We start from the raw sequence: 24353 nt of genomic DNA, 5'->3' as shown, positions 1-24353 counted from the left end.
ACAACCTGAGTACAACCCGTCGGTTCGGTCCCCGCCGCTGGTCGGATTCGATGATCCTTGAGAATCGGAGACGGGTTCTCGGGAGAGGAGCAGCCGGTGCTGACCGTGGCGGCCGGGGTGTTCGGCGCACTGGTGATCGGCGCCTGGGTCGTGGTGGCCTGGGGGTCCGGTCGGCGCCGCCCGTGGCTGCTGACCCCGGTCGCGCTGCTCATCGCCGCCCTGGTCGCGGTGGCCCCGGGTTGGGCGTTCCTGCCCGCGGTGGCGCTGGCGGCCGGCTCCTTCGTGGAGCTGGTGCTGGGGTCGCGCGAATCCCCGGCGCTGCGCACCCGGGACGCCGACGCCCCCTTGAGCACCGAGCGGTGGGCGGCCGCGGCGGCCGCGCCGTTCCGGGTGGCGCTGGCCGAGCCCTGGGACGTGGTGGCGCGGCCGACGCTGCGCCGCCAGTACCGGCGGCTGCTGGAGCGGCAGTGGGGGGTGACGGACCGCGAGTCGCTGCTGGCGGCGGTCGAGCGGCAGATGGACGAGCTGCACCGGGGGCCCAGTCTGGACCTGGTGGTCGACCTGGCGGCGGGGGTGGCGCGTTCGCGGCTGCCGCGTGAGCAGGGCGGCCACTCCACCGGTGCGCAGGTGCGGCTGTCGCCGGAGCAGGTGGGGCGGCTGCGGATGGTGACCGGGGTCGCCGAGGGCGATGAGACGGTGATCATCGGCGCCTACCAGTGGTGGAAGTCGGTGCACGTGATCCGGCTGGTGTGCGGGGGCGCGACCCTGGACTGGCTGAGTCCGGTGGAGTCGCAGACGACGCTGCGCCGGGTGGCGTCGGACCTCCAGCGCCGTTATTCGTCGTGGCAGCAGTTGTCGATGGCGTTCCACGCGGGTTATCTGCTGTGGCCGGAGAAGGGCGTGGAGGGCGATCACGGCGGCACCGACCGGGTGTGGGCGGCGCTGGGTCTGCTGACGGAGGATCCGCGCAGTCCGTGGAACCTGCTGCCGTGGGACATGCCGTTGGAGCGGGTGATCCCGGAGCCGGGTGGCCAGGAGCAGGAGTCGCACCGCTGATCGGGTGCGGTGCCCGGCGGTCCCCGTATCCGGGCGTTCCGGTCCTGATCCCGGTTCCGTTTCCGGTCCTGATCCGGGTCCGGTCCCGGTCCGCGGGCGCGGCTCATACGCCCCGGACCGGCAACCGGACGGTGAGTGGCGTCAGCTTCCGTCCAGGGCGACGGTGTCGCCGAGGCGGTGGACGCGCAGGGAGTTGGTGGAACCGGTGGTTCCGGGCGGGCTGCCCGCCACGATGACGACCTTGTCGCCCTTGGTGTAGTCGCCGAGTTGGAGCAGTTCGCTCTCGACCTGGCGGACCATGTCGTCGGTGTTGTCGACCCAGGGGACGAGGTTGGTCTCCACGCCCCAGGTGAGGGACAGGCGTCCGCGGGTGGCGGTCTCGGTGGTGAACGCCAGCAGCGGGATGGGCGAGCGGTAGCGCGCCAGGCGGCGGGCGGTCTCGCCGGACATGGTGAAGGCGACCAGGGCCTTGGCGCCGATGGTGGCGCCGATCTCCGCGGCGGCTCGGGCGATGGCCCCGCCGGTGGTCTCGGGGACCCGGTTGAGGATGTGCGAGGCGCGCAGGGATTCCTGTTCGGCGGCGCTGATGATGCGTGCCATGGTCTCGACGGTCTCGACGGGGTACTGGCCGACGCTGGTCTCTCCGGAGAGCATGACGGCGTCGGCGCCGTCGAGGACGGCGTTGGCGACGTCGGAGGCCTCGGCGCGGGTGGGCCGGGGGGCTCCGATCATGGATTCGAGCATCTGTGTGGCGACGATGACGGGTTTGGCCTTGTCGCGGCAGCGTTCGACGGCGCGTTTCTGCACCATGGGGACGTTTTCGAGGGGGAGTTCGACGCCGAGGTCGCCGCGGGCGACCATGACGGCGTCGAAGACCTCGATGATGTCCTGGAGGCGTTCGACGGCCTGGGGTTTCTCGACCTTGGCGATGAGGGGGACGGTAATGCCCTCCTCGTCCATGATGCGGTGGCATTCCTCGGCGTCGGCGGGGCTGCGCACGAAGGAGAGGGCGACCATGTCGACCTTGTTGCGCAGGGCCCAGCGGAGGTCTTCCTCGTCCTTTTCGGTGAGGGCGGGGACGCTGACGGCGACGCCGGGGAGGTTGAGTCCCTTGTGGTTGGAGACGGTGCCGCCGTAGATGACCTTGGTGTGGACATCGGTGCCGGTGGTCTTGGTGCATTCCAGTACGACGCGGCCGTCGTCGATGAGGACGCGGTCGCCGGGGCGGACGTCTCCGGGGAGTCCTTGGTAGGTGGTGGAGACCCGGTGGACGTCGCCGGGGACGTCTTCGGTGGTGATGGTGAATTCGTCACCGGCGTTGAGTTCGACGGGTCCGTCGGCGAAGGTGCCGACGCGGATCTTGGGTCCCTGGAGGTCGGCGAGGACGCCGACCGCTCGTCCGACGTCGTCAGCGGCGGCTCGCAGGTTGGCGAGGTTGGCGCTGTGGTCGTCGTGGGTTCCGTGGCTGAGGTTGAGTCGGGCGACGTCCAGTCCTGCGCGGACGAGCTTGCGGAGGATCTCCGGGCTCGAAGTGGCGGGACCGAGGGTCGCGACGATCTTTGCTCGACGTGTCACGGGTAACACTTTAGAGCGTCCGGGGGATGCAGTGGTCTAAACCAGGTTGCGAATGGACGTATCTCAGGCTGCGTGAAGGCGAATGGCGGCGGTGCACGGATGTTCGCGCGGGTGTGTCGGCGGGTGTTCCCGGGGGGTGCCCGTGGTCGTGTCAGCGGTCGTGTCGGGGGGTGGGGATGCCGTCTGTGAGGCGTCCGTAGGCGCGGAGGATGCGCAGTCGTTGGATGGTGCGGATGCCTTCGCGTTCGAGGGTGGCGGTGGTGTCCCAGTGGTCCCAGTCGGCGTTCCAGCCGCCGTCGGGGCGTTGGGTCCGTTCGAGGTGGTCGAGGTTGGCGTCGAGTTCGGCGTCGGTGAAGATGGGCCGGGCGATGGCGGCGGGGTCGGGTGCCAGGTCCAGGGGTGTGTGGGTGTGGTGGCGCGGGGTGGCGGCGGTGCCGGGTTCGGGGGTGGTGGCGGTGTCTTCGGGTCGGATGCGGATGACGGCGCGGATCATGGTGGCGAGGTGGTTGACGGTGGCGATGGCGCGGGGTCGGTCGGGGACGTGTTGGAGGAAGGTGCAGATGCCGATGGCCTCGTGGGGGTCGGTCCAGTGGAGGGCGTCGATGTGCTTCCAGCAGTAGGCGGTGGCGCGGTCGCGCCAGGGGTGGGTGATGTTGTGCTTGTGGAGGTGGCCGGTGATGGAGGCGGTGAGGGCGAGGTCGGGGGTGCGGCCGGTGTGTTCGCGCCACCAGGGTGCGGCTTCGGTGTGGCGGACGGCGGGGGTGACGGGGGGCAGGCCGCCGTCGGGTGAGGCGGTGGTGGCGAGGTAGCGGCAGATGCTCTGGCCGAGTTCGGTGGGGATGGGGCCGAGTTCGTCGAGGTAGCGCAGGGCGGTGTCGGCGGCGAGGGGTTGGCTGGCGTGTCCGCGCAGGTCGGGGTCGAGGGCGTTGCCGTAGCCGCCGTCGATGTTGCGGTAGGCGGCGAGGGCGGAGCGGATGGGTGCGGTGGGGCCTGCCTGGAAGTGGTAGGCGAAGCGGTACCGGTCGATGAGCCGGGCGGTGCGCATGGTGAAGTGTTCTGCGGTGCGGAAGGAGTCCCAGGTCACAACGCTCATGTGGGAACGGTACCCAGGGGGGTGGGCGGGGGTGCGTGGCCGCGGCCAATCCATTCGTGTTCTTTACGTGGGGTCGCGGTGCGTGGGGTTCCGTTGGTGGTGGTGGAGGGCGCGGGTGAGGGGGACGGTCCAGGTGAGGAGGACGAGGATGCCGACGCCGATCTGGACCTCGTGGAGGTCGTCGGCGGGGTAGATGACGCCGGTGAGGTAGTGGTCGATGAAGCCGGTGGGTGGGAGTCCCTGTCGGCCGGCGTGTTCGCGGGCCCGGTTCTCGACGTGGGTGAGGGGGCATTCCCAGCCGATGAGGGTGATGCCGAGGGCGTAGAGGGCGGTGGCGAGGTGGGGCCACAGGGCGCGGGGCCACTTCCAGGCGGGGAGGCCGCCGAGGAGGACATAGGCGAGGAAGGCCATGTGCAGGACCATGGCCGTGTCGGCGAGGAGCCGGTAGGCCATGGGTCCATGGTAGGCCGCGGTCAGGTGCGGGCGGGGGTGCGGGCGCGGCGGCGCCGCTGGGCGGTGAGGACGGCGAGGCCGGTCCAGGAGAGGACGACGAGGACGCCGACACCGATCTGGACCTCGCGGAGGTCGTCGGCGGGGTAGATGACGCCGGTGAGGTAGTGGTCGATGAAGCCCTCTTCGGAGAGTCCGGCCTGTCCGGCGTTCCGGCGTCCCCAGTTCTCGACGTGGGTGAGGGGGCAGGTCCAGGCGAAGATGCTGATGGAGAGGCCGTAGAGGGCGACGGCGAGGTGGGCCCAGATGGTGCGGGGCCACTTCCAGGCGAGGAGTCCGCCGATGGCGATGTAGAGGATGAAGGTGAAGTGGAAGAGCATGGCGGCGTCGCCGATGATCCGGTAGATCATGGTCGTTGCTCCCGTTGGGGGGTGGGGGCGCCGGGGGCGGGGGCCGGAGTTCCAGTGTCGCCGGTGTCGGCGGGGGTCGGGGCTACGGCGGGGTCACCGGTGTGCAACGTCGGGATGCGCGCGGGGGCGCGCAGGGTGGTCCCTGCGCGCCCCCGTGGTGTGCGGGTCAGACGAGTGGTCGTGCGGTGGGCGGGATGGCGACGGGCAGGTCGCTGTCGCCGTGGGTGAGGTCGCGGTCGACCGCGGCGGCGGCGGAGCGGCCTTCGGCGATGGCCCAGACGATGAGGGACTGGCCGCGGCCCATGTCGCCGGCGCAGTAGACGCCGTCGACGCTGGTCCGGTAGTCGGTGTCGCGGACGACGTTGCCGCGTCCGTCGAGGTCGACGCCGAGCTGTTCGATCATGCCCTCCTTCTGGGGGCCGACGAAGCCCATGGCGAGGGTGACGAGGTCGGCGGGGATCTCGCGTTCGGTGCCCTCGACGGGTTCGAAGCCCTTGGCGGTGCGCTGGACTTCGACGAGCTTGAGGGCGCGGACGTTGCCGTGTTCGTCGCCGAGGAATTCCAGGGTGTTGACGGAGTAGATGCGCTTGCCGCCCTCTTCGTGGGCGCTGGTGACCTTGTACAGCATCGGCATGGTGGGCCAGGGCTGTGTGTCGGGGCGCTTGGTGGGGGGCTTGGGCATGATCTCCAGCTGGGTGACGCTGGCGGCGCCCTGGCGGTGGGCGGTGCCGACGCAGTCGGCGCCGGTGTCGCCGCCGCCGATGACGACGACGTGCTTGCCCTCGGCGTTGATGGGGGCGCGGTCGTAGTCGCCGAACTGGACGCGGTTGGCCTGGGGCAGGTATTCCATGGCCTGGTGCACGCCGGTGAGTTCGCGGCCGGGGACGGGCAGGTCGCGCCAGGCGGTGGCGCCGCCGGTGAGGACGACGGCGTCGTGGTCGGCGCGCAGTTGTTCGACGGTGATGTCGGTGCCGATGTTCACGCCGGTGCGGAAGGTGGTGCCTTCGGCGGTCATCTGGGCGATGCGGCGGTCGATGTGCCGCTTCTCCATCTTGAACTCGGGGATGCCGTAGCGGAGCAGGCCGCCGATGCGGTCGGCGCGTTCGTAGACGGTGACGTCGTGTCCGGCGCGGGTGAGCTGCTGTGCGGCGGCCAGGCCGGCGGGGCCGGAGCCGACGACGGCGACCTTCTTGCCGGTGCGCGTGGTGGGGGGCAGGGGCTTGACCCAGCCCTCCTCCCAGGCGCGGTCGATGATGGAGACCTCGATGTTCTTGATGGTGACGGCGGGCTGGTTGATGCCGAGCACGCAGGCGGATTCGCAGGGTGCGGGGCACAGTCGGCCGGTGAACTCGGGGAAGTTGTTGGTGGCGTGGAGTCGTTCGATCGCCTCGGCCCAGTCGTGGGTGTGGACGAGGGTGTTCCACTCGGGGATGAGGTTGCCCAGGGGGCAGCCGTTGTGGCAGAACGGGATGCCGCAGTCCATGCAGCGGGACGCCTGCTTGGTGACGGTGCCCCGGTCGAAGTCCTCGTAGACCTCGCGCCAGTCCTGGATGCGGACGTCCACCGGACGGTGCTCGGGGAGCTCGCGCTCGGTGATCTTCAGGAAACCCTTGGGGTCAGCCATGATGATGCCTCCTCTCGTGTGTGCTGACGCTCAGGACTGCGCGGAGGCCATGACGGCCTCGTTGACGTCGCGGCCGTCTCGTTCGGCTTCGGCCTGGGCGAGCAGGACGCGCTTGTAGTCGCGCGGCATGACCTTGGAGATCCGGTCGAGTCCGGCGTCGCCGGCGGCCAGGAGGCGTTCGGCGACGGCGGAGCCGGTCTCGGCGTGGTGGCGGGTGAGCACGTCGGTGAGGAATGCGCGGTCCTCGTCGGTGGGCTCTTCGATCTCGACCATTTCGGCGTTGACGCGGTGGGGGTCGAGGTCGAGCACGTAGGCGATGCCGCCGGACATGCCGGCCGCGAAGTTGCGGCCGGTGCGTCCGAGGATGACGGCGCGGCCGCCGGTCATGTACTCGCAGCCGTGGTCGCCGATGCCTTCGACGACGGCGAGGGCGCCGGAGTTGCGGACGCAGAAGCGTTCGCCGACGATGCCGCGGAGGAAGATCTCGCCGGAGGTGGCGCCGTAGCCGATGACGTTGCCGGCGATGATGTGGTCCTCGGCGACCAGGCGTGAGGTGTCGGCGGGGCGGACGATGACGCGGCCGCCGGAGAGGCCCTTGCCGACGTAGTCGTTGCCGTCGCCGTGGAGGCGGAGCGTGACGCCCTTGGGCACGAAGGCGCCGAAGGACTGTCCGGCGGAGCCGGTGAAGGTGACGTCGATGGTGTCGGTGGGCAGGCCGTCGGCGCCGTAGCGCTTGGTGACCTCGTGTCCGAGCATGGTGCCGACGGTGCGGTTGACGTTGCGTACGGGCAGTTCGAGCTTGACGGGCTGCCCGAAGTCGAGTGCGCCTTCGGCGAGCTGGATGAGGGTGTTGTCCAGGGCCTTCTCCAGGCCGTGGTCCTGGCTGCGGGTGCGGACGCGGTGGTCGCCGGCCCAGGGTTCGACCTCGTGGAGGATCGGGGACAGGTCGAGTCCCTTGGCCTTCCAGTGTTCGACGGCTTCGGTGGTGTCGAGCAGGTCGACGGCGCCGATGGCCTCGTCGATGCTGCGGAAGCCGAGGGCGGCGAGGTATTCGCGGACCTCCTGGGCGATGAACTCGAAGAAGTTCACCACGTATTCGGCCTTGCCGGAGAACCGTTCGCGCAGGACGGGGTTCTGGGTGGCGACGCCGACGGGGCAGGTGTCGAGGTGGCAGACGCGCATCATGACGCAGCCGGAGACGACCAGGGGTGCGGTGGCGAAGCCGAACTCCTCGGCGCCGAGCAGGGCGGCGATGATGACGTCGCGGCCGGTCTTCATCTGGCCGTCGGCCTGGACGACGATGCGGTCGCGCAGGCCGTTGAGCAGCAGGGTCTGCTGGGTTTCGGCGAGGCCGAGTTCCCAGGGGGTGCCCGCGTGCTTGAGGGAGGTCAGCGGCGAGGCGCCGGTGCCGCCGTCGTGGCCGGAGATGAGGACGACGTCGGCGTGGGCCTTGGAGACGCCGGCGGCGACGGTGCCGACGCCGGCTTCGGAGACCAGCTTGACGTGGACCCGGGCGGAGGGGTTGGCGTTCTTGAGGTCGTGGATGAGCTGGGCGAGGTCCTCGATGGAGTAGATGTCGTGGTGGGGCGGCGGGGAGATGAGTCCGACGCCGGGGGTGGAGTGGCGGGTGTCGGCCACCCACGGGTAGACCTTGTGGCCGGGCAGTTGGCCGCCTTCGCCGGGCTTGGCGCCCTGGGCCATCTTGATCTGGATGTCGTCGGCGTTGGTGAGGTAGTGGGAGGTGACGCCGAAGCGGCCGGAGGCGACCTGCTTGATGGCGCTGCGCCGCAGGTCCCCGTTGGCGTCGGGGGTGAAGCGGGCGGGGTCCTCGCCGCCTTCGCCGGTGTTGGACTTGCCGCCGAGGCGGTTCATCGCGATGGCGAGGGTCTCGTGGGCCTCGGCGGAGATGGAGCCGTAGGACATGGCGCCGGTGGAGAAGCGCTTGACGATCTCCGAGACGGGTTCGACCTGGTCGATGGGGACGGGTTCGCGGACGCCCTCCTTGAGGCGGAAGAGGCCGCGGAGCGTCATGAGCTTGGCCGACTGGTCGTCGATGAGGTCCGTGTACTCCTTGAAGATCTCGTACTTGCGGGTACGGGTGGAGTGCTGGAGCTTGAAGACGGTGTCGGGGTTGAACAGGTGCGGTTCGCCCTCGCGGCGCCACTGGTACTCGCCGCCGATCTCCAGGCGCCGGTGGGCGCCGGAGGTGGGGTTGTCGGTGTGGGCGCGGCGGTGGCGGATGGCGACCTCTTCGGCGAGGACGTCGAAGCCGACGCCGCCCAGGCGGGAGGTGGTGCCGGTGAAGCAGCGGTCGATGACCTCCTGGCCCAGGCCGAGGGCTTCGAAGATCTGGGCGCCGGTGTAGGAGCTGACCGTGGAGACGCCGATCTTGGACATGACCTTCAGGACGCCCTTGCCGTACGCCTTGACGGTGTTGCGGACGGCGGTGTCGGCGTCGACGCCGCCGATGGTGCCGCGCTGGACGAGGTCCCGGACGGTGGCCAGGGCGAGGTAGGGGTTGACGGCGGAGGCGCCGTATCCGACGAGCAGGGCGACGTGGTGGCATTCGCGGACGTCGGCGGCTTCGATGATGAGGCCGACCTCGGTGCGGGTCTTCTCGCGGACGAGGTGGTGGTGGACCGAGCCGGTGAGCAGCAGCGACGGGATCGGGGCCAGGTGTGCGTCGGCGCGCCGGTCGCTGAGGACGAGGATGTGGGCGCCGTCGGCGATGGCGGCGTCGATCTCGGTGTTGAGCTCGGCCAGGCGGGCGGCCAGGGCGTCGCCGCCGCCGTCGACGGGGTAGGTGCCGTCGACGGTGTAGGTCTTCAGGGCGGGTTCGGTGCGTCCGGCCTCGACGATGGCGGCGAGTTCGGCCTGGTCGATGACCGGGGTGGGCAGGACGAGGCGGCGGGTGTCGCCGGGTGCGGCGGTGAGGATGTTGTGTTCGGCGCCCAGGAGTGTGGACAGGCTGGTGACCATCTCTTCGCGGATGGCGTCCAGGGGCGGGTTGGTGACCTGGGCGAAGTTCTGCGAGAAGTAGTCGAAGAGTTGGCGGGAGCGTTCGGAGAGCGCGGCCACCGGGGTGTCGGTGCCCATGGAGCCGATGGGTTCGGCGCCGGTGCGGGCCATGGGGGTGAGGATGATCCGGAGTTCTTCCTCGGTGTAGCCGAAGACCTGTTGGGCGCGGTTGAGCTCGGTCACGGGTGCGGGCTCGGCGGCGGGCAGGTCGGCCAGGCGCAGGACGCCGGAGTCGATCCACTCCTGGTAGGGGTGCTGGGCGGCGAGTTCGGCCTTGATCTCCTCGTCTTCGATGATCCGCCCCTGGGCGGTGTCGACGACGAAGATACGGCCGGGCTGGAGCCGGCCCTTGCGGACGATGTCGGCGGGGTCGATGTCCAGGACGCCGGCTTCGGAGGCCAGGACGACGAGGCCGTCCTGGGTGACCCAGTAGCGTCCGGGGCGCAGGCCGTTGCGGTCCAGGACGGCGCCGACGAGGGTGCCGTCGCTGAAGGACACGGAGGCGGGGCCGTCCCAGGGCTCCATGAGGGTGGAGTGGTACTCGTAGAAGGCCCGGACGTCCGGGTCCATCTCGGTGTGGTTCTCCCAGGGCTCGGGGATCATCATGAGCACCGCGTGGGGCAGGGAGCGGCCGCCCAGGTGGAGGAGTTCCAGGGCGTCGTCGAAGGACGCGGTGTCGGAGTCGTCGGGGTCGACGATGGGGAAGATGCGGTCCAGGTCGCCGGGGATGAGGTCGCTGGCGAGCTTGGCCTCGCGGGCGCGCATCATGTTCCGGTTGCCCTTGACGGTGTTGATCTCACCGTTGTGGGCGACGTAGCGGAACGGGTGGGCCAGGGGCCAGGACGGGAACGTGTTGGTGGAGAACCGGGAGTGGACCAGGGCCAGGCCGGAGGCGTAGCGCCGGTCGGACAGGTCGGGGAAGAACGGTTCGAGCTGGGGGGTGGTGAGCATGCCCTTGTACACGATGGTGCGCGGGGACAGGCTCGGGAAGTAGACGTCGGCTTCGTGCTCGGCGCGCTTGCGGACGCAGTAGGTGTGGCGTTCCAGGTCGATGCCGGTGAGGCCGTCGGTGGCGGTGCCGGGGGTGCCCGTGATGAAGAGCTGCCCGAAGTAGGGCATGGCCTCGCGGGCGGCCGGGCCGCTGTACTGGGGCTCGAAGGGCAGTTCGCGCCAGCCCAGGAGGGTGAGGCCCTCTTCGGCGACGATGGTGTTGATCGTGTCGACGGCCTGGGCGCGTTCGGCGGCGTCGGCGGGCAGGAAGGCGATGCCGGCGGCGTAGGCGCCGGCTTCGGGCAGTGCGAAGTCGCAGACCTCGGTGAACAGTTCGTGCGGGATCTGGGTGAGGATGCCCGCACCGTCGCCGTCGTCGGGGTCGGCGCCGGAGGCGCCGCGGTGGTCGAGGTTGCGCAGTACGGTGAGTGCCTTCTGCACGATGTCGTGGCCGCGGCGACCGGTGAGGTCGGCGACGAAGCCCACACCGCAGGCGTCGTGCTCGAAGGTGGGGTCGTACAGGCCCTGAGAAGTGGAGATCGCGTTCGCTCGGACGGACGAACGCCGCACCTGACCAGCGGGCATCTACCCTCCTGTCGTCTTTCGTCGGCTTCGTGAAAAGCGCATGTTCGGGACGACATTGGCCCTGCTGCGTGCGTGAAGTTGTGGGTGCTCGGCCTGTGGACGCCATGCGGTCCGCCACCGTACCGCGGCCACGTCCTCGTGGTGCGGATGGCGGATGGTCGCCCTCTTGCGAGCGGTCAAGCTCTCTTATACCCGCGGGTCCAGCCGCGACGCGAATCGCAGGTCTAGACCATGGGGTGCCGCGGTGCACCCCTGGCAGTGTGCCGCGGCACCTTGCGGGTGGTGCTGCGGCCCCCGTACGGGGGTTTCCCGTCGGGAGTGTGCCTAGCCGGTTTTTCCACGAAAGAATCCCGGTAAACCTCCCAAAGCGGATAAACCCGACGGTTGGTCGTGTTCGTCGCTTCGGGCACGCGAGCGCCGTGCGCCGCGCCCCCACATTACCCCGGCGTTAACACTCCACCCAAGAGGGGCTCCGCCGAGCGGCCGAGTGATATGTCACTCACACCTCACGAACCGCCCTGACCTGCGACCGAACGCCCCTCCTCCGGAGCGTGGGACGATCGGTGCATGTCAGCAGACCCCAACGACCCCGGCGTCCCCGACAGCCCGCGGACGCCCCTCCCGCCGCCTCCTCCCCTGCCCGGGGCCGCGCTGCGCGCGCTGCACGCCCACGGGGTGGACGCGCCCCGGCTGCGCGCCGTGCTCGCCGCCCTGTCGGACGGCCGCGGGTGGAGCGCCGACGACCTGGTGCGGGCCACCGGGGTCGCCCGCGTCCTGGTGGTGGCGCTGGTGGAGCACCTGGTGGAGGCCGGGGAGGCCGAACGCGGCCCCGGCGGCGACCGGGTGCGGCTGGTGCGCCCCGACCACTACGCCGGCGCCGTCGGGGACGTCCTGGCCGACCCGGTGCGGCACCTGGTGCCCGAGCGGGCCCGGGCCGCCGCCGAGATCGCCCGTGCCGTCGCCGAGGGGCCCGCCGCCGACCTGGACCTGGACCACGTCACCGCGACCGCCGACACCGCGCTGCGCCGGGCGCTGTTCCTGGCCACCCGGTTCGACCTGCTGGACCGCACCGTCCTGTGCGTGGGCGACCACGACCTCACGTCGGTCGCGCTGGCCCTGGTCCGGCCCGGGGTGCGGGTCCTGGTGGCCGACATCGACGAGCGGGTGCTCGCCCACATCGACGCGGTCGCCGGACGGCTGGGCCTGGACGTGCGCACCCACTTCGCCGACCTGCGCCTGGGCCTGCCGGCGGGGTTGCGGGGCGCGGCCGACGTGGTGTTCACCGACCCGCCCTACACGGCCGACGGTGTGGAGCTGTTCGTGCGCCGCGGCCTGGAGGGGATGGCCGACCCGCGCAGAGGCCGGGTGCTGGTCGCCTACGGGGTCAGCGAGACCACGCCCCGGCTGGCCGCGGCCACCCAGGCCCGGCTGCTCCGCCTGGACCTGGTGTTGGAGGCGATGTGGCCGGACTTCCACCGCTACGAGGGCGCCGAGTCCATCGGGGCCGCCTCGGACCTGTACGTGCTGCGGCCGCTGTCGCGCACCGCTCCCCCGCCGGCGCAGAGCGGTGCCCGCGTCTACAGCCAGGGCGTCAACGCCAAGGAGGTCCGGGGGGCGCTGGACGAGGAGCGGGCGCGTGCCGCGCTGGAGCGGGCGGCCGACGACTCCGGGGGGCGGCCGGTGCCGGTGGGCGACTGGCCGGCGGCGGTGCTGCCCGAGGCCGGGCGGGTGCGCCTGGCCACGTGGATGGAGGCGTCGGTGCCGTTGTCGGGGCCGCCGGTGGTGGACCTGACCGGCGGCTGGGAGCGGATCGCGGCGCGGGCGGCGCTGGCCTGCCCCGGTGCGGGCGGGTACCTGGTGGTGCCCTCGTCCGCGGCGTGCGTGCGCGACGAGCAGGGGCAGAGGGAGCTGCGGGCCGTGGTAGAGCCGCGGTTCCGGGTGCGGTTCCTGCGCGGTTTCGGCGACCCGTCGCTGACCGCGATCCGGTTGGGCCGGGCGCCGGAGGCGAAGGATCCCGTGGACCGGCTGCTGGTGCACGTCCAGGAGCACGCCCACGGAACGCTGACATCGGTGCTGCGCGCCGGGGTGGCCCGGGTCGCCCGGGAGGAGGGCGTCCCGGTGAACAAGCGCGCGGCCCGGCTGGCGGTGGCCGCCGCCCCGGGGTGGGTGGCCGGGCGCACCCTGCTGGACCTGCCCGGGCACCGGTTCGCCCGGTTGCGGGAGGCCGTCGCGGCGGTGTGGGACGCCCTGGAACGGCCCTGAGGCGGGCACGGCGGGGCCGCGCGTCGCGCGCGGCCCCGCACGGGTCAGTTCCCGGTTCCGGGGACCACTTCTTCCCCGCCGGTGCCGGGCACCGTTTCCTGGCCTTCCTGGCCGGTGCCGGTCTCCGCGCCGGGCGCGCCGGTGGGCTCGTCCTCGCGGAGGTTGACCAGGCGGCGGTACAGCGGGTCGCGGAAGTTGCTCAGCGTCACGATGGGGCTGGCCAGGCTCACCCGCTCCTCCACCGAGTCGGAGTCGGTGGGCTGCACCCACACCACCACCAGGTAGTGGCCGCTGACCGTGGCCTCGGCGGAGCTGTAGCCCGAGCCGAGGCGGTCGAAGGGCGCGGCGCCCGAGGGGGCGATCACGAAACCGGGCACGGGGGCGTCGGTCGGCGGCTCCTCGCCCTCGGGCAGTTCGGGTTCGGCCATGGCGGCGGCCACCGCGCCGCTGGCCTCGGCGTCGGCGAGGTTGAAGATCGCCGTCACGCCGAAGTAGTCGTCGCCCACGTAGGTGGCCCGTCCGACCTGGGTGCAGTCGGCGTCGGCCAGGGCCCGGGCGACCTCGTCGCCCCACACGGCGGCGGCGCAGTCCTCCGACAGCTCCGAGTCGCGCAGGGTGAACTCGATGCCCCGGCTGGAGATCTCGGCGCTGCGGTCGCCGAACAGCTCGCCCTCGTTGAGGGGGCGGCTGTCCGCCTCGCGGGTGCCCAGGACCGTGTTCATCTCGTTGTCGCCGACGCCCTCGACGCTGTAGGCGACCGGCCGGGTGTGCGGGGCGGGCCCGTCCGTGCCGCCGCCGTCGCCCCGGTCGAGGTAGAGGACGACGCCCAGACCGATGAGGGCGGCGACGAGGACGCCCGCGACGATGCCGACGAGTCGGCCGTACCGCTTGGGCTCCCGTTTGCGGCGCCCTCCTGCGCGGCGCCGGCCGCCGGTGCGGGAGGCGCGCTCGGCGTCGTCGGGTTCGCTGTTCTTCCTCCGGCGTCCCGCTGTTCCGGACGCCGACGCTTCAGAAGGGGACACCCAGTGGACCTTTCCTCGGATGACGGGCCCGCGTGTGCGCGGTGGACCCGATTGCGCTCGGCGGGGGCGCGGCGGGGGGCCGGGGAGCGCCCCGGGAGCGGTGCGCGCGCCCCGCTCGACCCGGCCGTGGCAGGGCCGGTCGATCTGTCCGAGATCCTATCCGGACGTCCGGGGAACACGAACGGCCGTGCTCAGGGCACGGCCGTTCGTCCGCGGGTGTGCGCGGGGGGGGTGTCCGCCCCGCCGCTACTCCTGCTGCGCCTGGGCGGCGATCACCTCGTTGTAGACGTAGGGGACCGCGTTCATGGACGCCACGGTGACCTTGGCCAGGTCGGTGTCGTCCCCGGGCGGGCCGCCGTCGGTGTCGGCCACCCAGAACACCGCCAGGTAGTGGCCCATGACCTGGGCGGTCGCCTCGCTGTAGCCGTCCCGGAGGCCGGGGATCTCGTCGTTGGTGCGGCTGAGCAGGAAGCCGGCGCCGGAGTCGGCGTTGTTCGGGTCCAGTGCGGCCTCGACCTCGGCGGCGGCGTCGGCGTCGGCGAGGTCGAACAGGGTGACCTGGGCGACGTGGTCCTGGTCGGCGTCGGTGTAGACGCCCGAGGCCGCGTTGACGCAGCCGGCGTCGATGAGGCTCTGGCCCAGTTCCTCGCCCCACACCAGGGAGGTGCAGGAGTCGGTGACCATGCCGTCGCGCAGTTCCAGTTCCATGCCGTCCAGTTCGACCTTCTGGACGGGGTCGAAGACCGCTTCCCGGGTCATCGGCTCCAGGCCCTCGGGGCGTTCGTTGATGGGGCCGAAGACATCGTCGCGGTTGGGGTTGGACATGTAGAGCTGCGGGGTGATGGTGCTGTGGCCCTCGGGTGGTGCGACGACGGAGTCGTCGCCGGACGCGGTGCCGCCCGCGCCGGTGAAGAGCTGGTAGGACAGCAGCCCCAGCAGCGCGATCAGGGAGAGGGCGAAGGCTCCGATGAGGATGCCCAGCACGGCGGTGCCGCGCTTGCGTTTGCTCTGCTCGGCGAGGGTGTACACGATCTGGTTGGGCCGGTCGCCCAGGACCGACACCTTCTTGATCGCGGAGGCGGAGAACGCGGAGACGCGCTTGGCCCCGCCCTGTCCGGCGCCCTTGGCCGGGGCGGCCCGGCGAGAGCCTCGGCGGGAACCCCGGCGGCGGCCGCGGCCCCGGCCGGAGCGCTCCTCGGCGCCGTCCTGTTCCGCACCGTCCGGTTCCGGGCCGTCCTGCTCGGCACCGGCGCCGTCGTGTTCGACGGGGGTGTGCCCGTACTCGGCGGAGAAGTCCTCCTCCGGGTCGTAGTCGTGTTCCTCGTCGTGTCCGTGGTCGTCGGCGCGGTCGCGGGTGGGGCCGGTGTCGGCGCGGCGGCCTCCGCCACGGCGTCCTCTACGGCCGGAACCGGACTCGGCTCTGCTCGCGGTCTTTCTCAATCGTCAACCCGTGGTCTGCTCGGAAGGTACGGGGGCACGTGCGGGCACGTCGTCACCCTCGTGGGTGTGGATGTGGTGTCGTGCGCGGCCGCCGCGCCCGTGGAGACGGGCGCGGGCGTCCTTGCCCCGTGTCTACTCGGGCTTCGTCCCGGAATCGGTTCCCTCGTCGTTCGAGGTCGAGCCCTCGCTACTAGATCGCTTCGGGCTCGGGTGGTATTCCGTCCCGGCGTCGCTCTCCGGGGCGCCGATGTCGGAATCCTCTGTGTCGGTGGTGCTGTAGACGGTGTCGTCGTTACCCATCTCACCGTCGGCGGTGGGCCCGAACACCTGGGTTCCGGCGTCCGCGCCGTGGGGCACGACCGCGGTGGAGAAGGAGTCGAGGCGGCGGCCCGCCCAGACGAAGTAGACCAGGGCGCCGGCGAAGACCAGGACGGAGGTCCAGTTGTTCAGGCGCAGGCCGAAGAAGTCGTTGGCGGGGTCGACCCGCAGGTATTCGATCCAGAAGCGGCCGACGCAGTAGCCCATGACGTAGAGGGCGAACAGGCGCCCGCCCTGGAGGGAGGACTCGAAGCGGCGTCCGGCCCAGGCGAGCAGGACGGCCAGGCCCAGGCACCACAGGGACTCGTAGAGGAAGGTGGGGTGGTAGGTGGTGACGCCGAACTCCATGCCGGGGCGCAGGTGGCCCTCGGGGTAGGGGAGGATCTCCACGGCCCAGGGGACGTCGGTCGGGCGGCCGAACAGTTCCTGGTTGAAGTAGTTGCCCCAGCGGCCGATGGCCTGGGCGAGCGGGATGGTGGGGGCGATGGCGAAGGAGAGCTTGGACATCGACAGGCCGCGCTTGCGGGCGACCAGCCACACGCCGACGGCGCCCAGCGGGACGGCGCCCCAGATGCCGAGGCCGCCCTCCCAGATGTAGAGGGCGCGGATGGGTTCGCGCCCCTCGGCGAAGTACAGCTGCGCGTCGCTGATGACGTGGTAGAGGCGTCCGCCGATGAGGCCGAGGACGACCGCCCACACCGCCATGTCGAGGATGGTGCCCTGTTCACCGCCCATCGCCTTCCAGCGTTGTTCGCTCCACAGGACGGCGACGATGACGCCGGCGAGGATGCACAGCGCGTAGAAGTGGATCTCCAGGGGCCCGATCGGGATCGAGTTCACCTGCGGGCTGGGGATGGCCGCGAGGGCGCGGCCGGTGGCGGCCGCGCCCTCGCTGACTGTCGACGACAATGTCACTGCTCTGCTCTCGGGTTCGCCCCGCGTGCGGGGGGTGTCTTCAGGGGTGTTACTGTGCGTCACCCCCGTTGTCCAACGGCTGGGTCTCGACCTTACCGGGGGAGGCGGAGGCGATGGCTTCGGAGAGTCCCCGGACCGTCATGGCGGTGTTGTTGTCGAGCAGGACGCCGTTGAGGTAGACGGCAGGGGTACCGCGGAACGCGTTGTCTCCGCTGTAGCGAGTGTAGGCGCTGCCCGTGGCGTCGATGAGTTCCCCGGTGTAGGTGCCGTCGAGGAACGCGGGGTCGTGGCCGTTGTCCGCGCCCCAGGTCAGCAGGTCGGTGAGGACCATGGTGCCCAGGGTCTCCTGGCCGATCTCCTGGAGGGCGTCCTCGGTGAGGGCGGGCAGGAACTCCTCGGTGAACTCGGTGACGACGGCGGCCTCCTCGTCGAGGCGGGCGTCGAACCGCTCCTGCTGTTCGGGGGAGGTCTCCAGACCGGCGAACCACTCCTTCAGCTGGTCGGTGGAGAAGCCCTCGCGGCCCTCGGTGGGCTGGTTCTCGAAGAGCAGGTCGTTGTACTCGACGAAGACGCCGTGGTCGGCGGCGATGCGGGCGGCGGCGCCGCCGCGCAGCGAGTTGCCGCTGATGGGCACCTGCTGTTGGGCGAAGATGCTCACCGGGCGGAAGTGGACGATGGCCTCGCCCTGGGCGGCGCGTTCCTTGAGCAGGTCGCCGTTGGTGAGTTCGAACTGGCGGCAGGCGGGGCACTGGTAGTCGGCGTAGACCTCGATGACGGGTGCTTCGACGCCGTCGTCGGCCATGACGACGCTGCCGTCCTCCTGGAGGGTCTGTGCCGCCAGCGGTCCGGTGTAGCCCTCGCCGCGGTCGGAGTTGAGCACGGCGTAGCCGATTCCGACGATGAGGACGATGACGGCGGCGGCCACGCCGATGACGATGAGGTTCTTGCGCCGGGCGGCGGCCTTCTTCTCCTTGGCCCGCTGTTCCTTGAGCCGTTCACGGGCGCGCTTGCGCGCTTCGCTCCCCATGGTGGTGTTCCTTCTGTTCCTGAGTCGGGGCGGTGGTCGTGGGCCGCGGGTCAGCGGAAGAGGCCGAGCGGGCGGTCCAGGGCGAGGGGTGAGCGGGGCCACAGGGCGATGAAGGCCCCCAGGGCGGCGAAGCCGATGTCGCGGGCGATGGAGAGGCCGTAGGTGGTCTCGCCGGGGTCGACGGCGCCGCCGCCGCCGAAGCAGCCGCAGTCGATGCTCAGGCCGCGGGCCATGGCCGAGAGGATCCCGGCGATGAAGACGACCATGAGCAGGGCGGTGACGGCGCCGGTGAAGCGGGTGGCCAGGCCGACCAGGAGCAGGACGGCCAGGGCGAGCTCGAAGAGGGGGAGGGTGTAGCCGATGAGGCGGGCGAGTTCGTGGGGGAAGAGGTCGTAGGCCTCCACGGCCTGGACGGAGAGCGCGGGCGGGTACTTGGAGGCGGCCGCGTAGACGAGGATCCCGGCGAGGGCGAGGCGGCAGGCGAGAGTGATCCAGGGTTGGACGGCGGCCCAGCGCGACCCGGGGGCGGGGGCGGGGGTTTCGTCGGGTGTGTCCATGTCGGGGGCCTTCGGGGTTCGGGGGCCGATTAGTTGCACTCTGCGCCCATTCAATCGCTCTCAGTGACCATGCAGATCCTACCGGCTGCGATCACCCGATGGCTCCGGGCGCTGGAACCGGGGTACCGAAGAGACGGGTCCCGGTGTCCGTCACCCGCCCATCACACCACCGCACGGCCCCCGTGCGCGGCCGTTCCGGGCGTTCGAAGGTCCCTTCTCACCCGATTCTCACCGGCTTAACCTTCTTAACCCCGCACTTGACCGGCCCGAACACACGGAGCGGGCCACCCCCGCACTCGACCGACCCCAACACACGGAACCGACCACCCCCGCACTCGACCGACCCCAACACACGGAGCGGGCCGCCCCGGATGGGGGCGGCCCGCTCCGGTGTCCGGCGTCAGCGGGAGCGGACGCCCGCCGCCAGCTCCTCGGCGAACGACGTCACCGCGATGAGCCCCGTCTCCAGGTCCGGGGCGTCCAGCACCCGCTGGCAGAACCCGGCGCCGACGATGACGCCGTCGGCGTACGCGGCGACCTCGGCGGCCTGCGCCCCGGTGGAGATGCCCAGGCCCACACAGATCGGCAGCTCCGACTCGCGGGTGACCTCGCGGGTACGGCGCACCAGCTCCGCCGCGGTGTCGGCCACCTGGGTGCGGGTCCCGGTGACCCCCATCAGCGACGCCGCGTACACGAACCCGCTGCACGCCCGGGTGGTCAGCTCCAACCGCCGGTCGGTGGAGGAGGGCGCCACCAGGAAGATCCGGTCCAGGCCCGCGGTGTCGGAGGCCACGACCCACTCCTGCGCCTCCTCGGGGATGAGGTCGGGGGTGATGACCCCGGCCCCGCCCGCCTTGGCGAGGTTCCCGGCGAAGCGCTCCACTCCGTAGCGCTCGATCGGGTTCCAGTACGACATGACCACGGCGGCCGCCCCGGTCGCGGCGGTCGCCTCCACCACCCGGAACACGTCGTCGGTGGTGGTCCCCGCCGCCAGTGCGGCGTCGGCCGCCCGCTGGATGGTGGGGCCGTCCATCATCGGGTCGGAGTAGGGCAGGCCCACCTCGATGACGTCGCAGCCGCCCTCGACCATGGCCTGCACGACCCTGATCGAGGACTCCACGTCGGGGAACCCGGCCGGGAGGTAGCCGATGAGGGCGGCCCGGCCCTGGGCGCGGGCCTGGGCGAGCTTGTTCTGTAGGGTCGTCATCACGCCTCGTCCTTACCGTCGATCAGGCCGAAGTAGGCGGCCGCGGTGTCCACGTCCTTGTCTCCGCGCCCGGAGAGGTTCACCAGGATCACCGCGTCGGGGCCCAGCCGCTCCCCCAGCTTGCGGGCCCCGGCCAGGGCGTGGGCGCTCTCGATGGCCGGGATGATGCCCTCGGTGCGGCACAGCAGCCGGAAGGCCTCCATGGCCTCGGCGTCGGTGATCGCCTCGTAGTGCGCCCGGCCGGTGTCGGCGAGGTAGGCGTGCTCGGGGCCCACCGCCGGGTAGTCGAGCCCGGCGGAGATGGAGTGGCTGGGCAGGGTCTGCCCGTACTCGTCCTGGAGGACGAAGGTGCGGGCGCCGTGGAACACGCCGGTGCTGCCGGAGCTGATGGAGGCCGCGGTGCGGGGTGTGTCGGCGCCGTCGCCCCCGGCCTCGAACCCGTACAGGGCCACCGGGGTGTCGGGGATGAACGCGGCGAAGACCGCCATGGCGTTGGAGCCGCCGCCCACGCAGGCCGCGACCGCGTCGGGCAGCCGCCCGACCCGCTCCAGGACCTGTTCGCGGGCCTCGGCGCCGACCACGAAGTGCAGGTCGCGGACCAGCTTCGGGAAGGGGTGGGGGCCGGCGACCGTGCCGAACAGGTAGTGGGTGCGGTCGACGTTGGCGACCCAGTCGCGGAACGCCTCGTTGATGGCGTCCTTGAGGGTGCGGCTGCCGATGGTGACGGGGACGACCTCGGCGCCGAGCATGCGCATCCGGGCGACGTTGAGCGCCTGGCGGCGGGTGTCCTCCTCGCCCATGTAGATGACGCACTCCAGGCCCATCAGGGCGCAGGCGGTGGCGGTGGCCACCCCGTGCTGGCCGGCGCCGGTCTCGGCGATGACCCGGGTCTTGCCCATGCGCTTGGTGAGCAGGGCCTGGCCCAGCACGTTGTTGATCTTGTGCGAGCCGGTGTGGTTGAGGTCCTCGCGCTTGAGCAGGATGCGGGCGCCGCCGCAGTGCTCGGAGAAGTTGCGGGCCTCGCTCAGGGCGCTGGGGCGGCCGGTGTAGTCCTTGAGGAGTTCGGCCAGCTCGGCCTGGAAGGCGGGGTCCTGGCGGGCCTTCTCCCATTCGGTCTCGACCTCGTCGAGTGCGGCGATGAGCGCCTCGGGGGCGAAGCGGCCGCCGAAGCGGCCGTAGTGCCCGCGTGCGTCGGGCAGCTGCGGATCGTGGCTCATGGGGCTGTCCTTGTGGATGCGGGGCCGACGGCCCACCCCCGCCCGTGCGGCGCACGCGCGGGGGTGCGCGCGTCGACCGTTCCGTGCGCCGCGGGGTGTCCTGGGCCCGCGGCGCGTTCTGACTTGGGGTCAACGCGGCGACGGGAACCCGCGAACGCGCACGCTGCGCGGCGGGTTCCCTAGAGCCATCGCCATCGGCGGCCGGTGCGGGCCGTGATGGCGGTGTGCGCCGTCGTTCCTCCCATGGAGCCGTCCGTCCCCTAGTTCCGGTCCCGCAGGGCGGGGTGGGCCCCGGCGGTGACCAGGTCGGCGACGGCCTCGCGCGGGTTGCGGCCGCGCACCAGGCTCTCGCCGACGAGGACGGCTCCGGCGCCGGCACCGGCGTAGGCCAGCAGGTCGTGCGGCCCGCGGATGCCGGACTCGGCGATCTTGACGACGTCGGAGGGGATGCGGGGGGCGACGCGGGCGAAGGTGTCCCGGTCGACCTCCAGGGTCTTGAGGTTGCGCGCGTTGACGCCGATGACGGTGGCCCCGGCGTCGAGGGCGCGGTCGACCTCGTCCTCGTCGTGGACCTCCACCAGGGGCATCAGGCCCAGGGAGCGGGCCCGCTCCACCAGGGACACCAGGGCCTCCTGGGGCAGTGCGGCGACGATGAGCAGGACGGCGGAGGCGCCGTGGGCGCGGGCCTCCCACAGCTGGTAGGAGCTGACGACGAAGTCCTTGCGCAGCAGCGGGGTGTCGACGGCACGGGCGACGGCGCGCAGGTCGTCGAGGCTGCCGTTGAAGCGGCGCCGCTCGGTGAGGACGCTGATGAGCGCGGCCCCGCCGGCCTCGTAGTCGCGGGCCAGGGCGGCCGGGTCGGCGATGGCCGCCAGCGGGCCCTTGGAGGGGCTGGCTCGCTTGACCTCGGCGATGACGTGCACACCGGGGCGGCGCAGGGCGGCTTCGGCGTCCTTCGGGGTGGGCGCCGACGCGGCCTGCTCCTTGAGCTCGTCCAGGGGCAGCGCCTCCTGGCGCTCGGCCAGGTCGGCGCGTACTCCGTCGAGGATCTCGTCGAGCACGCTCACGTGGTTACCGCTCCCTATCGTCGTGGCCGGGTGCGGCGCTCGCGCCGCAAGGCGGGGCCGCGGGGCGCGGCCGGGCCCATGGCCTGCTCCGCACCGTGTGCGCTCATCGTATCGACCCTCCGGGCCGGGAACGCCGCCGCCCCCGCGCACACGGCGTGTGGCGGGGGCGACGGGTGTGTCGTGCGGGGCGGGCACGGTGGGCGCGGTCCGGGCGGATTCGTCCCGGACCCGCCCGATCGGCACCCCCTAGTAGCTATAGGTGGTGGTGCTCGCCATGCCGAACATCGCGAAGCCGACGATCATGAACACGATGTAGATGACGGCGCTCACGACACCGATGATGAACAGCACGAGGCCGATGATGCCCAGGATCTTCGCGGTCTTGGCCGCGTCGTACGCGCCCGCGAAGTCTCCGGAGTCCCATTTGCTGTTCACCTGGATCGAGAAGATCAGACCGATGACCCCCAGCACCGGGATGCAGCTGAGGATGCCCAGGATGTTCTGTACCAGGTAGGTCTTGGGACGGTCGCCGGGCGGGGGCGGCGGGGGGCCGCCGTAGCCGCCGGGGGGCGGGCCGTAACCTCCGGTGGGCGGTGGGTAACTCATGTCATGGGCCTTTCGACTCTCAGTGCGGGCGCCGCGGACCGGTCACCGGTCACCATCCGGGGAACAGCGGTGTCTCCGGGGCCAGGAAGGAGAACCAGGGCAGGTTCCGCGCCACCCAGAAGCCGGTGATGAGGCCGGTCAGGGTCCACAGGAACCAGCTCGGTGCGGGTTTGGGGGGTGCCTTGGGCGGGCGGATCGTGGAAGCGATCCACCGGATGTACCCCCACAGGATGTAGGGACCCAGTATGAGCAGCAGGGGGTTCATGCTGATCGCCCCGAGGATGTCGCCCTGGGTGGTGAGCGCGACCGCCCGCATCGAGCCGCAGCCCGGGCAGAAGGTGCCCGTCAGCAGCAGCCAGGGGCAGGTGGGGTAGTTGCCCGGCTCGTTGGGGTCCACGAAATGGAGCAGGGTGGCCCCGGCCAGGACGAGCGCTCCCGCGCTCAGCGGCCACACGGGCGGGGGGATCCGGTGCAGCCTGCGCAGGATCCGCTGGCCGAGGGGCAGGGGTGCGTGTTGGTCGGGCCCGTGGGTTCCGGCCCGCTGGTCACTCTGTTCAGGCTGCACGGGAACCAGTCTAGGGATCGTACGAATGTGAACGGATTCTGCCCCCGGGCGCCGAATGGAGCTCGGGGGCAGAAGAAGCGCCTGGTGCCGCTCAGTAGCCGTAGCTGCTGGTGGACGTGCTCATGGTGCCCACGAACGCGAACAGGATGATGTAGAAGAGGATGATCAGCGCCCACATGACACCGGCGGAGATGAAGGCCCACTTGGTCCACTTCTTGGCCTGGGCCTGGGCCTCCATCGCACCGGCCTGGTCGCCGCGGCTCCACAGGTCGTTGACCTTGCTGGCGTTGATGATCGCCGGGATGGCGAACGGCCAGCAGCAGAAGATCGCGACGATCGCCCAGGTGAGCCCGTTGTCGGGCGGAGTGGAGCCGGGGGGCGGGCCGTAGCCGCCGCCACCGGGGGGCGGGCCGTAGCCGCCGGGTCCGGGGGGACCTGCGGGGGGCGGGGGACCATAGCTCATGGGGAACAACTTTCCAGACTGTGGACAAGGGATTTCTCGGCTCGCGACGTGCGGCAGGGCACACGGGACCGACATGGGGCAGGATCGGATCACCGGTGCGATCACGCCGCGGGCGACTACGCATGTTGCCAGACCGGGGGGACGATCCACCAGTCGGCCGACACGTGTGGTCACGGCCGGTGGAGTGAATCTACCCGCCCCATGGGACCTTCGTCCATTTTCCGTTACTCAGTCGTTGTGAGCTGCGGATTCTCCGGTTCCGCCCGGAAGCGGCCGTGAATTCCCATGGGGCGGGCGCGCGCGGGGCGCGGAACCCGCTAAGCGGAGACCTTCTTGTGCGACGCGTCCCACTCCTCGCGGGTCGGCGGCACCGGGCGCGGTTCCTTGCGGCCCAGGCCCGCCTTCTTCATCACACCGGCGACGACCGCCAGGACCACGCTGGCGCCCAGGGCGATCGCGGTCCAGGTGATGAGGTCGCCGCCCGCGATGATGGCGAAGGCGGCCACCGACCAGGCGACGATCCAGGAAACGGTGAGGAACCAGGCGGAGACGGTGTTGCCGTGGTCGTCGTGGTGTTCTTCAGCGGCCATCAGGGCTTCTCCTCGGAGTCGGCCGACGCTGGGGTCGGCGGTGCGGGTTCGGTGCCGTCCCCGGTGGCGGCACGGCCCGCGGAGCGCGCGGGAACGGTGTCGCCGTCGGGGGCGTCGAGTGTGGGGTCGTCGCCGGCGTCGAGTGATCTCCACAGGTCGGCGGGTGTCCCGGTGGGGTTCGCGCGCGGTGCGGCGTCCCGATCGTACCGGTTCCCCATACCCGGCCAGGCGGGGGCGCGCACGGATGCGAGCACGCCCACCAGCACGATCAGCGCGGCGCCGGCGGCGGCCATGGC

General features: G+C 71.5%; 21 protein-coding genes. 2 read left to right on the top strand and 19 right to left on the bottom strand.

Annotated elements, in window-relative coordinates:
- Positions 1-96: 96 nt before the first annotated feature.
- Positions 97-1056 carry a DUF1266 domain-containing protein gene (locus tag QJS33_RS17880; RefSeq protein WP_306369170.1) on the top strand — a complete coding sequence of 320 codons (960 nt, stop codon included), beginning with the start codon at positions 97-99 and terminating at the stop codon, positions 1054-1056.
- Positions 1057-1197: 141 nt separating this feature from the next.
- Here QJS33_RS17880 and pyk read toward each other — a convergent pair whose 3' ends face one another.
- The 6 genes from pyk to gltB form a co-directional block, all read right to left on the bottom strand.
- Positions 1198-2631, bottom strand: coding sequence for a pyruvate kinase (gene pyk, locus QJS33_RS17875; protein ID WP_306369142.1), 1434 nt, complete (start codon positions 2629-2631; stop codon positions 1198-1200).
- 151 nt (positions 2632-2782) lie between these two features.
- Entirely contained in the window at positions 2783-3715 is a 933-nt protein-coding gene (locus tag QJS33_RS17870) for a prenyltransferase (protein WP_306369169.1), read from the bottom strand.
- Between the two features lie 72 nt (positions 3716-3787).
- On the bottom strand, positions 3788-4177 hold the full coding sequence (locus QJS33_RS17865) for a DUF2784 domain-containing protein (RefSeq protein ID WP_306369141.1): 390 nt from the start codon (positions 4175-4177) through the stop codon (positions 3788-3790).
- 20 nt (positions 4178-4197) lie between these two features.
- On the bottom strand, positions 4198-4584 hold the full coding sequence (locus QJS33_RS17860; protein WP_306369140.1) for a DUF2784 domain-containing protein: 387 nt from the start codon (positions 4582-4584) through the stop codon (positions 4198-4200).
- Between the two features lie 166 nt (positions 4585-4750).
- Positions 4751-6208: a glutamate synthase subunit beta gene (locus tag QJS33_RS17855; RefSeq protein ID WP_306369139.1), complete on the bottom strand. Its 1458-nt coding sequence runs from the start codon at positions 6206-6208 to the stop codon at positions 4751-4753.
- A 30-nt stretch (positions 6209-6238) separates the two neighbouring features.
- The gene (gltB, locus tag QJS33_RS17850; protein WP_306369138.1) at positions 6239-10801 is read right to left on the bottom strand and encodes a glutamate synthase large subunit; all 4563 of its coding nucleotides are present in this window, start codon (positions 10799-10801) and stop codon (positions 6239-6241) included.
- Positions 10802-11368: 567 nt separating this feature from the next.
- On the opposite strand from gltB, the gene QJS33_RS17845 reads away from it, so the two are divergent.
- Positions 11369-13063: a bis-aminopropyl spermidine synthase family protein gene (locus QJS33_RS17845; RefSeq protein WP_306369137.1), complete on the top strand. Its 1695-nt coding sequence runs from the start codon at positions 11369-11371 to the stop codon at positions 13061-13063.
- A 44-nt stretch (positions 13064-13107) separates the two neighbouring features.
- Here the strand turns inward: QJS33_RS17845 and QJS33_RS17840 are convergent, their stop codons facing one another.
- From QJS33_RS17840 to QJS33_RS17780, 13 genes are all read right to left on the bottom strand, one after another.
- On the bottom strand, positions 13108-14085 hold the full coding sequence (locus QJS33_RS17840; protein ID WP_306369136.1) for a hypothetical protein: 978 nt from the start codon (positions 14083-14085) through the stop codon (positions 13108-13110).
- Positions 14086-14331: 246 nt separating this feature from the next.
- Positions 14332-15525 (bottom strand): hypothetical protein, encoded by a 1194-nt coding sequence (locus tag QJS33_RS17835; protein WP_306369135.1) that lies wholly within the window; start codon positions 15523-15525, stop codon positions 14332-14334.
- 132 nt (positions 15526-15657) lie between these two features.
- A complete protein-coding gene (gene lgt, locus QJS33_RS17830; RefSeq protein ID WP_306369134.1) occupies positions 15658-16752 on the bottom strand; it encodes a prolipoprotein diacylglyceryl transferase in 1095 nt (364 codons plus the stop codon).
- Positions 16753-16807: 55 nt separating this feature from the next.
- The gene (locus QJS33_RS17825) at positions 16808-17785 is read right to left on the bottom strand and encodes a thioredoxin domain-containing protein (RefSeq protein ID WP_306369133.1); all 978 of its coding nucleotides are present in this window, start codon (positions 17783-17785) and stop codon (positions 16808-16810) included.
- 50 nt (positions 17786-17835) lie between these two features.
- Positions 17836-18342 (bottom strand): MauE/DoxX family redox-associated membrane protein, encoded by a 507-nt coding sequence (locus tag QJS33_RS17820; RefSeq protein WP_306369132.1) that lies wholly within the window; start codon positions 18340-18342, stop codon positions 17836-17838.
- Positions 18343-18742: 400 nt separating this feature from the next.
- A complete protein-coding gene (gene trpA / locus QJS33_RS17815; protein WP_306369131.1) occupies positions 18743-19549 on the bottom strand; it encodes a tryptophan synthase subunit alpha in 807 nt (268 codons plus the stop codon).
- Complete coding sequence (gene trpB / locus QJS33_RS17810) at positions 19549-20766, bottom strand: tryptophan synthase subunit beta (protein ID WP_306369130.1); 1218 nt, start codon at positions 20764-20766, stop codon at positions 19549-19551. Before trpB ends, trpA begins: the two co-directional genes overlap by 1 nt.
- Before the next feature lie 260 nt (positions 20767-21026).
- Positions 21027-21833, bottom strand: a complete 807-nt coding sequence (gene trpC / locus QJS33_RS17805; RefSeq protein WP_306369129.1) for an indole-3-glycerol phosphate synthase TrpC — start codon at positions 21831-21833, stop codon at positions 21027-21029.
- Positions 21834-22079: 246 nt separating this feature from the next.
- On the bottom strand, positions 22080-22439 hold the full coding sequence (locus QJS33_RS17800) for a CD225/dispanin family protein (protein ID WP_306369128.1): 360 nt from the start codon (positions 22437-22439) through the stop codon (positions 22080-22082).
- 49 nt (positions 22440-22488) lie between these two features.
- A complete protein-coding gene (locus QJS33_RS17795) occupies positions 22489-23004 on the bottom strand; it encodes a DUF2752 domain-containing protein (RefSeq protein WP_306369127.1) in 516 nt (171 codons plus the stop codon).
- A 91-nt stretch (positions 23005-23095) separates the two neighbouring features.
- Positions 23096-23467: a CD225/dispanin family protein gene (locus QJS33_RS17790; protein ID WP_306369126.1), complete on the bottom strand. Its 372-nt coding sequence runs from the start codon at positions 23465-23467 to the stop codon at positions 23096-23098.
- Positions 23468-23784: 317 nt separating this feature from the next.
- On the bottom strand, positions 23785-24057 hold the full coding sequence (locus QJS33_RS17785; RefSeq protein WP_306369125.1) for an HGxxPAAW family protein: 273 nt from the start codon (positions 24055-24057) through the stop codon (positions 23785-23787).
- Positions 24057-24353: Trp biosynthesis-associated membrane protein (locus QJS33_RS17780; protein ID WP_306369124.1), on the bottom strand; the 297-nt coding region annotated here is incomplete at its 5' end. The genes QJS33_RS17785 and QJS33_RS17780, both read right to left, overlap by 1 nt.

The organism is Nocardiopsis sp. CC223A, assembly GCF_030766825.1.
Taxonomy (GTDB): Bacteria; Actinomycetota; Actinomycetes; order Streptosporangiales; family Streptosporangiaceae; genus Nocardiopsis.
Note: the sequence above shows the minus strand (reverse complement) of the source record. Positions and strands in the feature narration are given on the sequence as shown.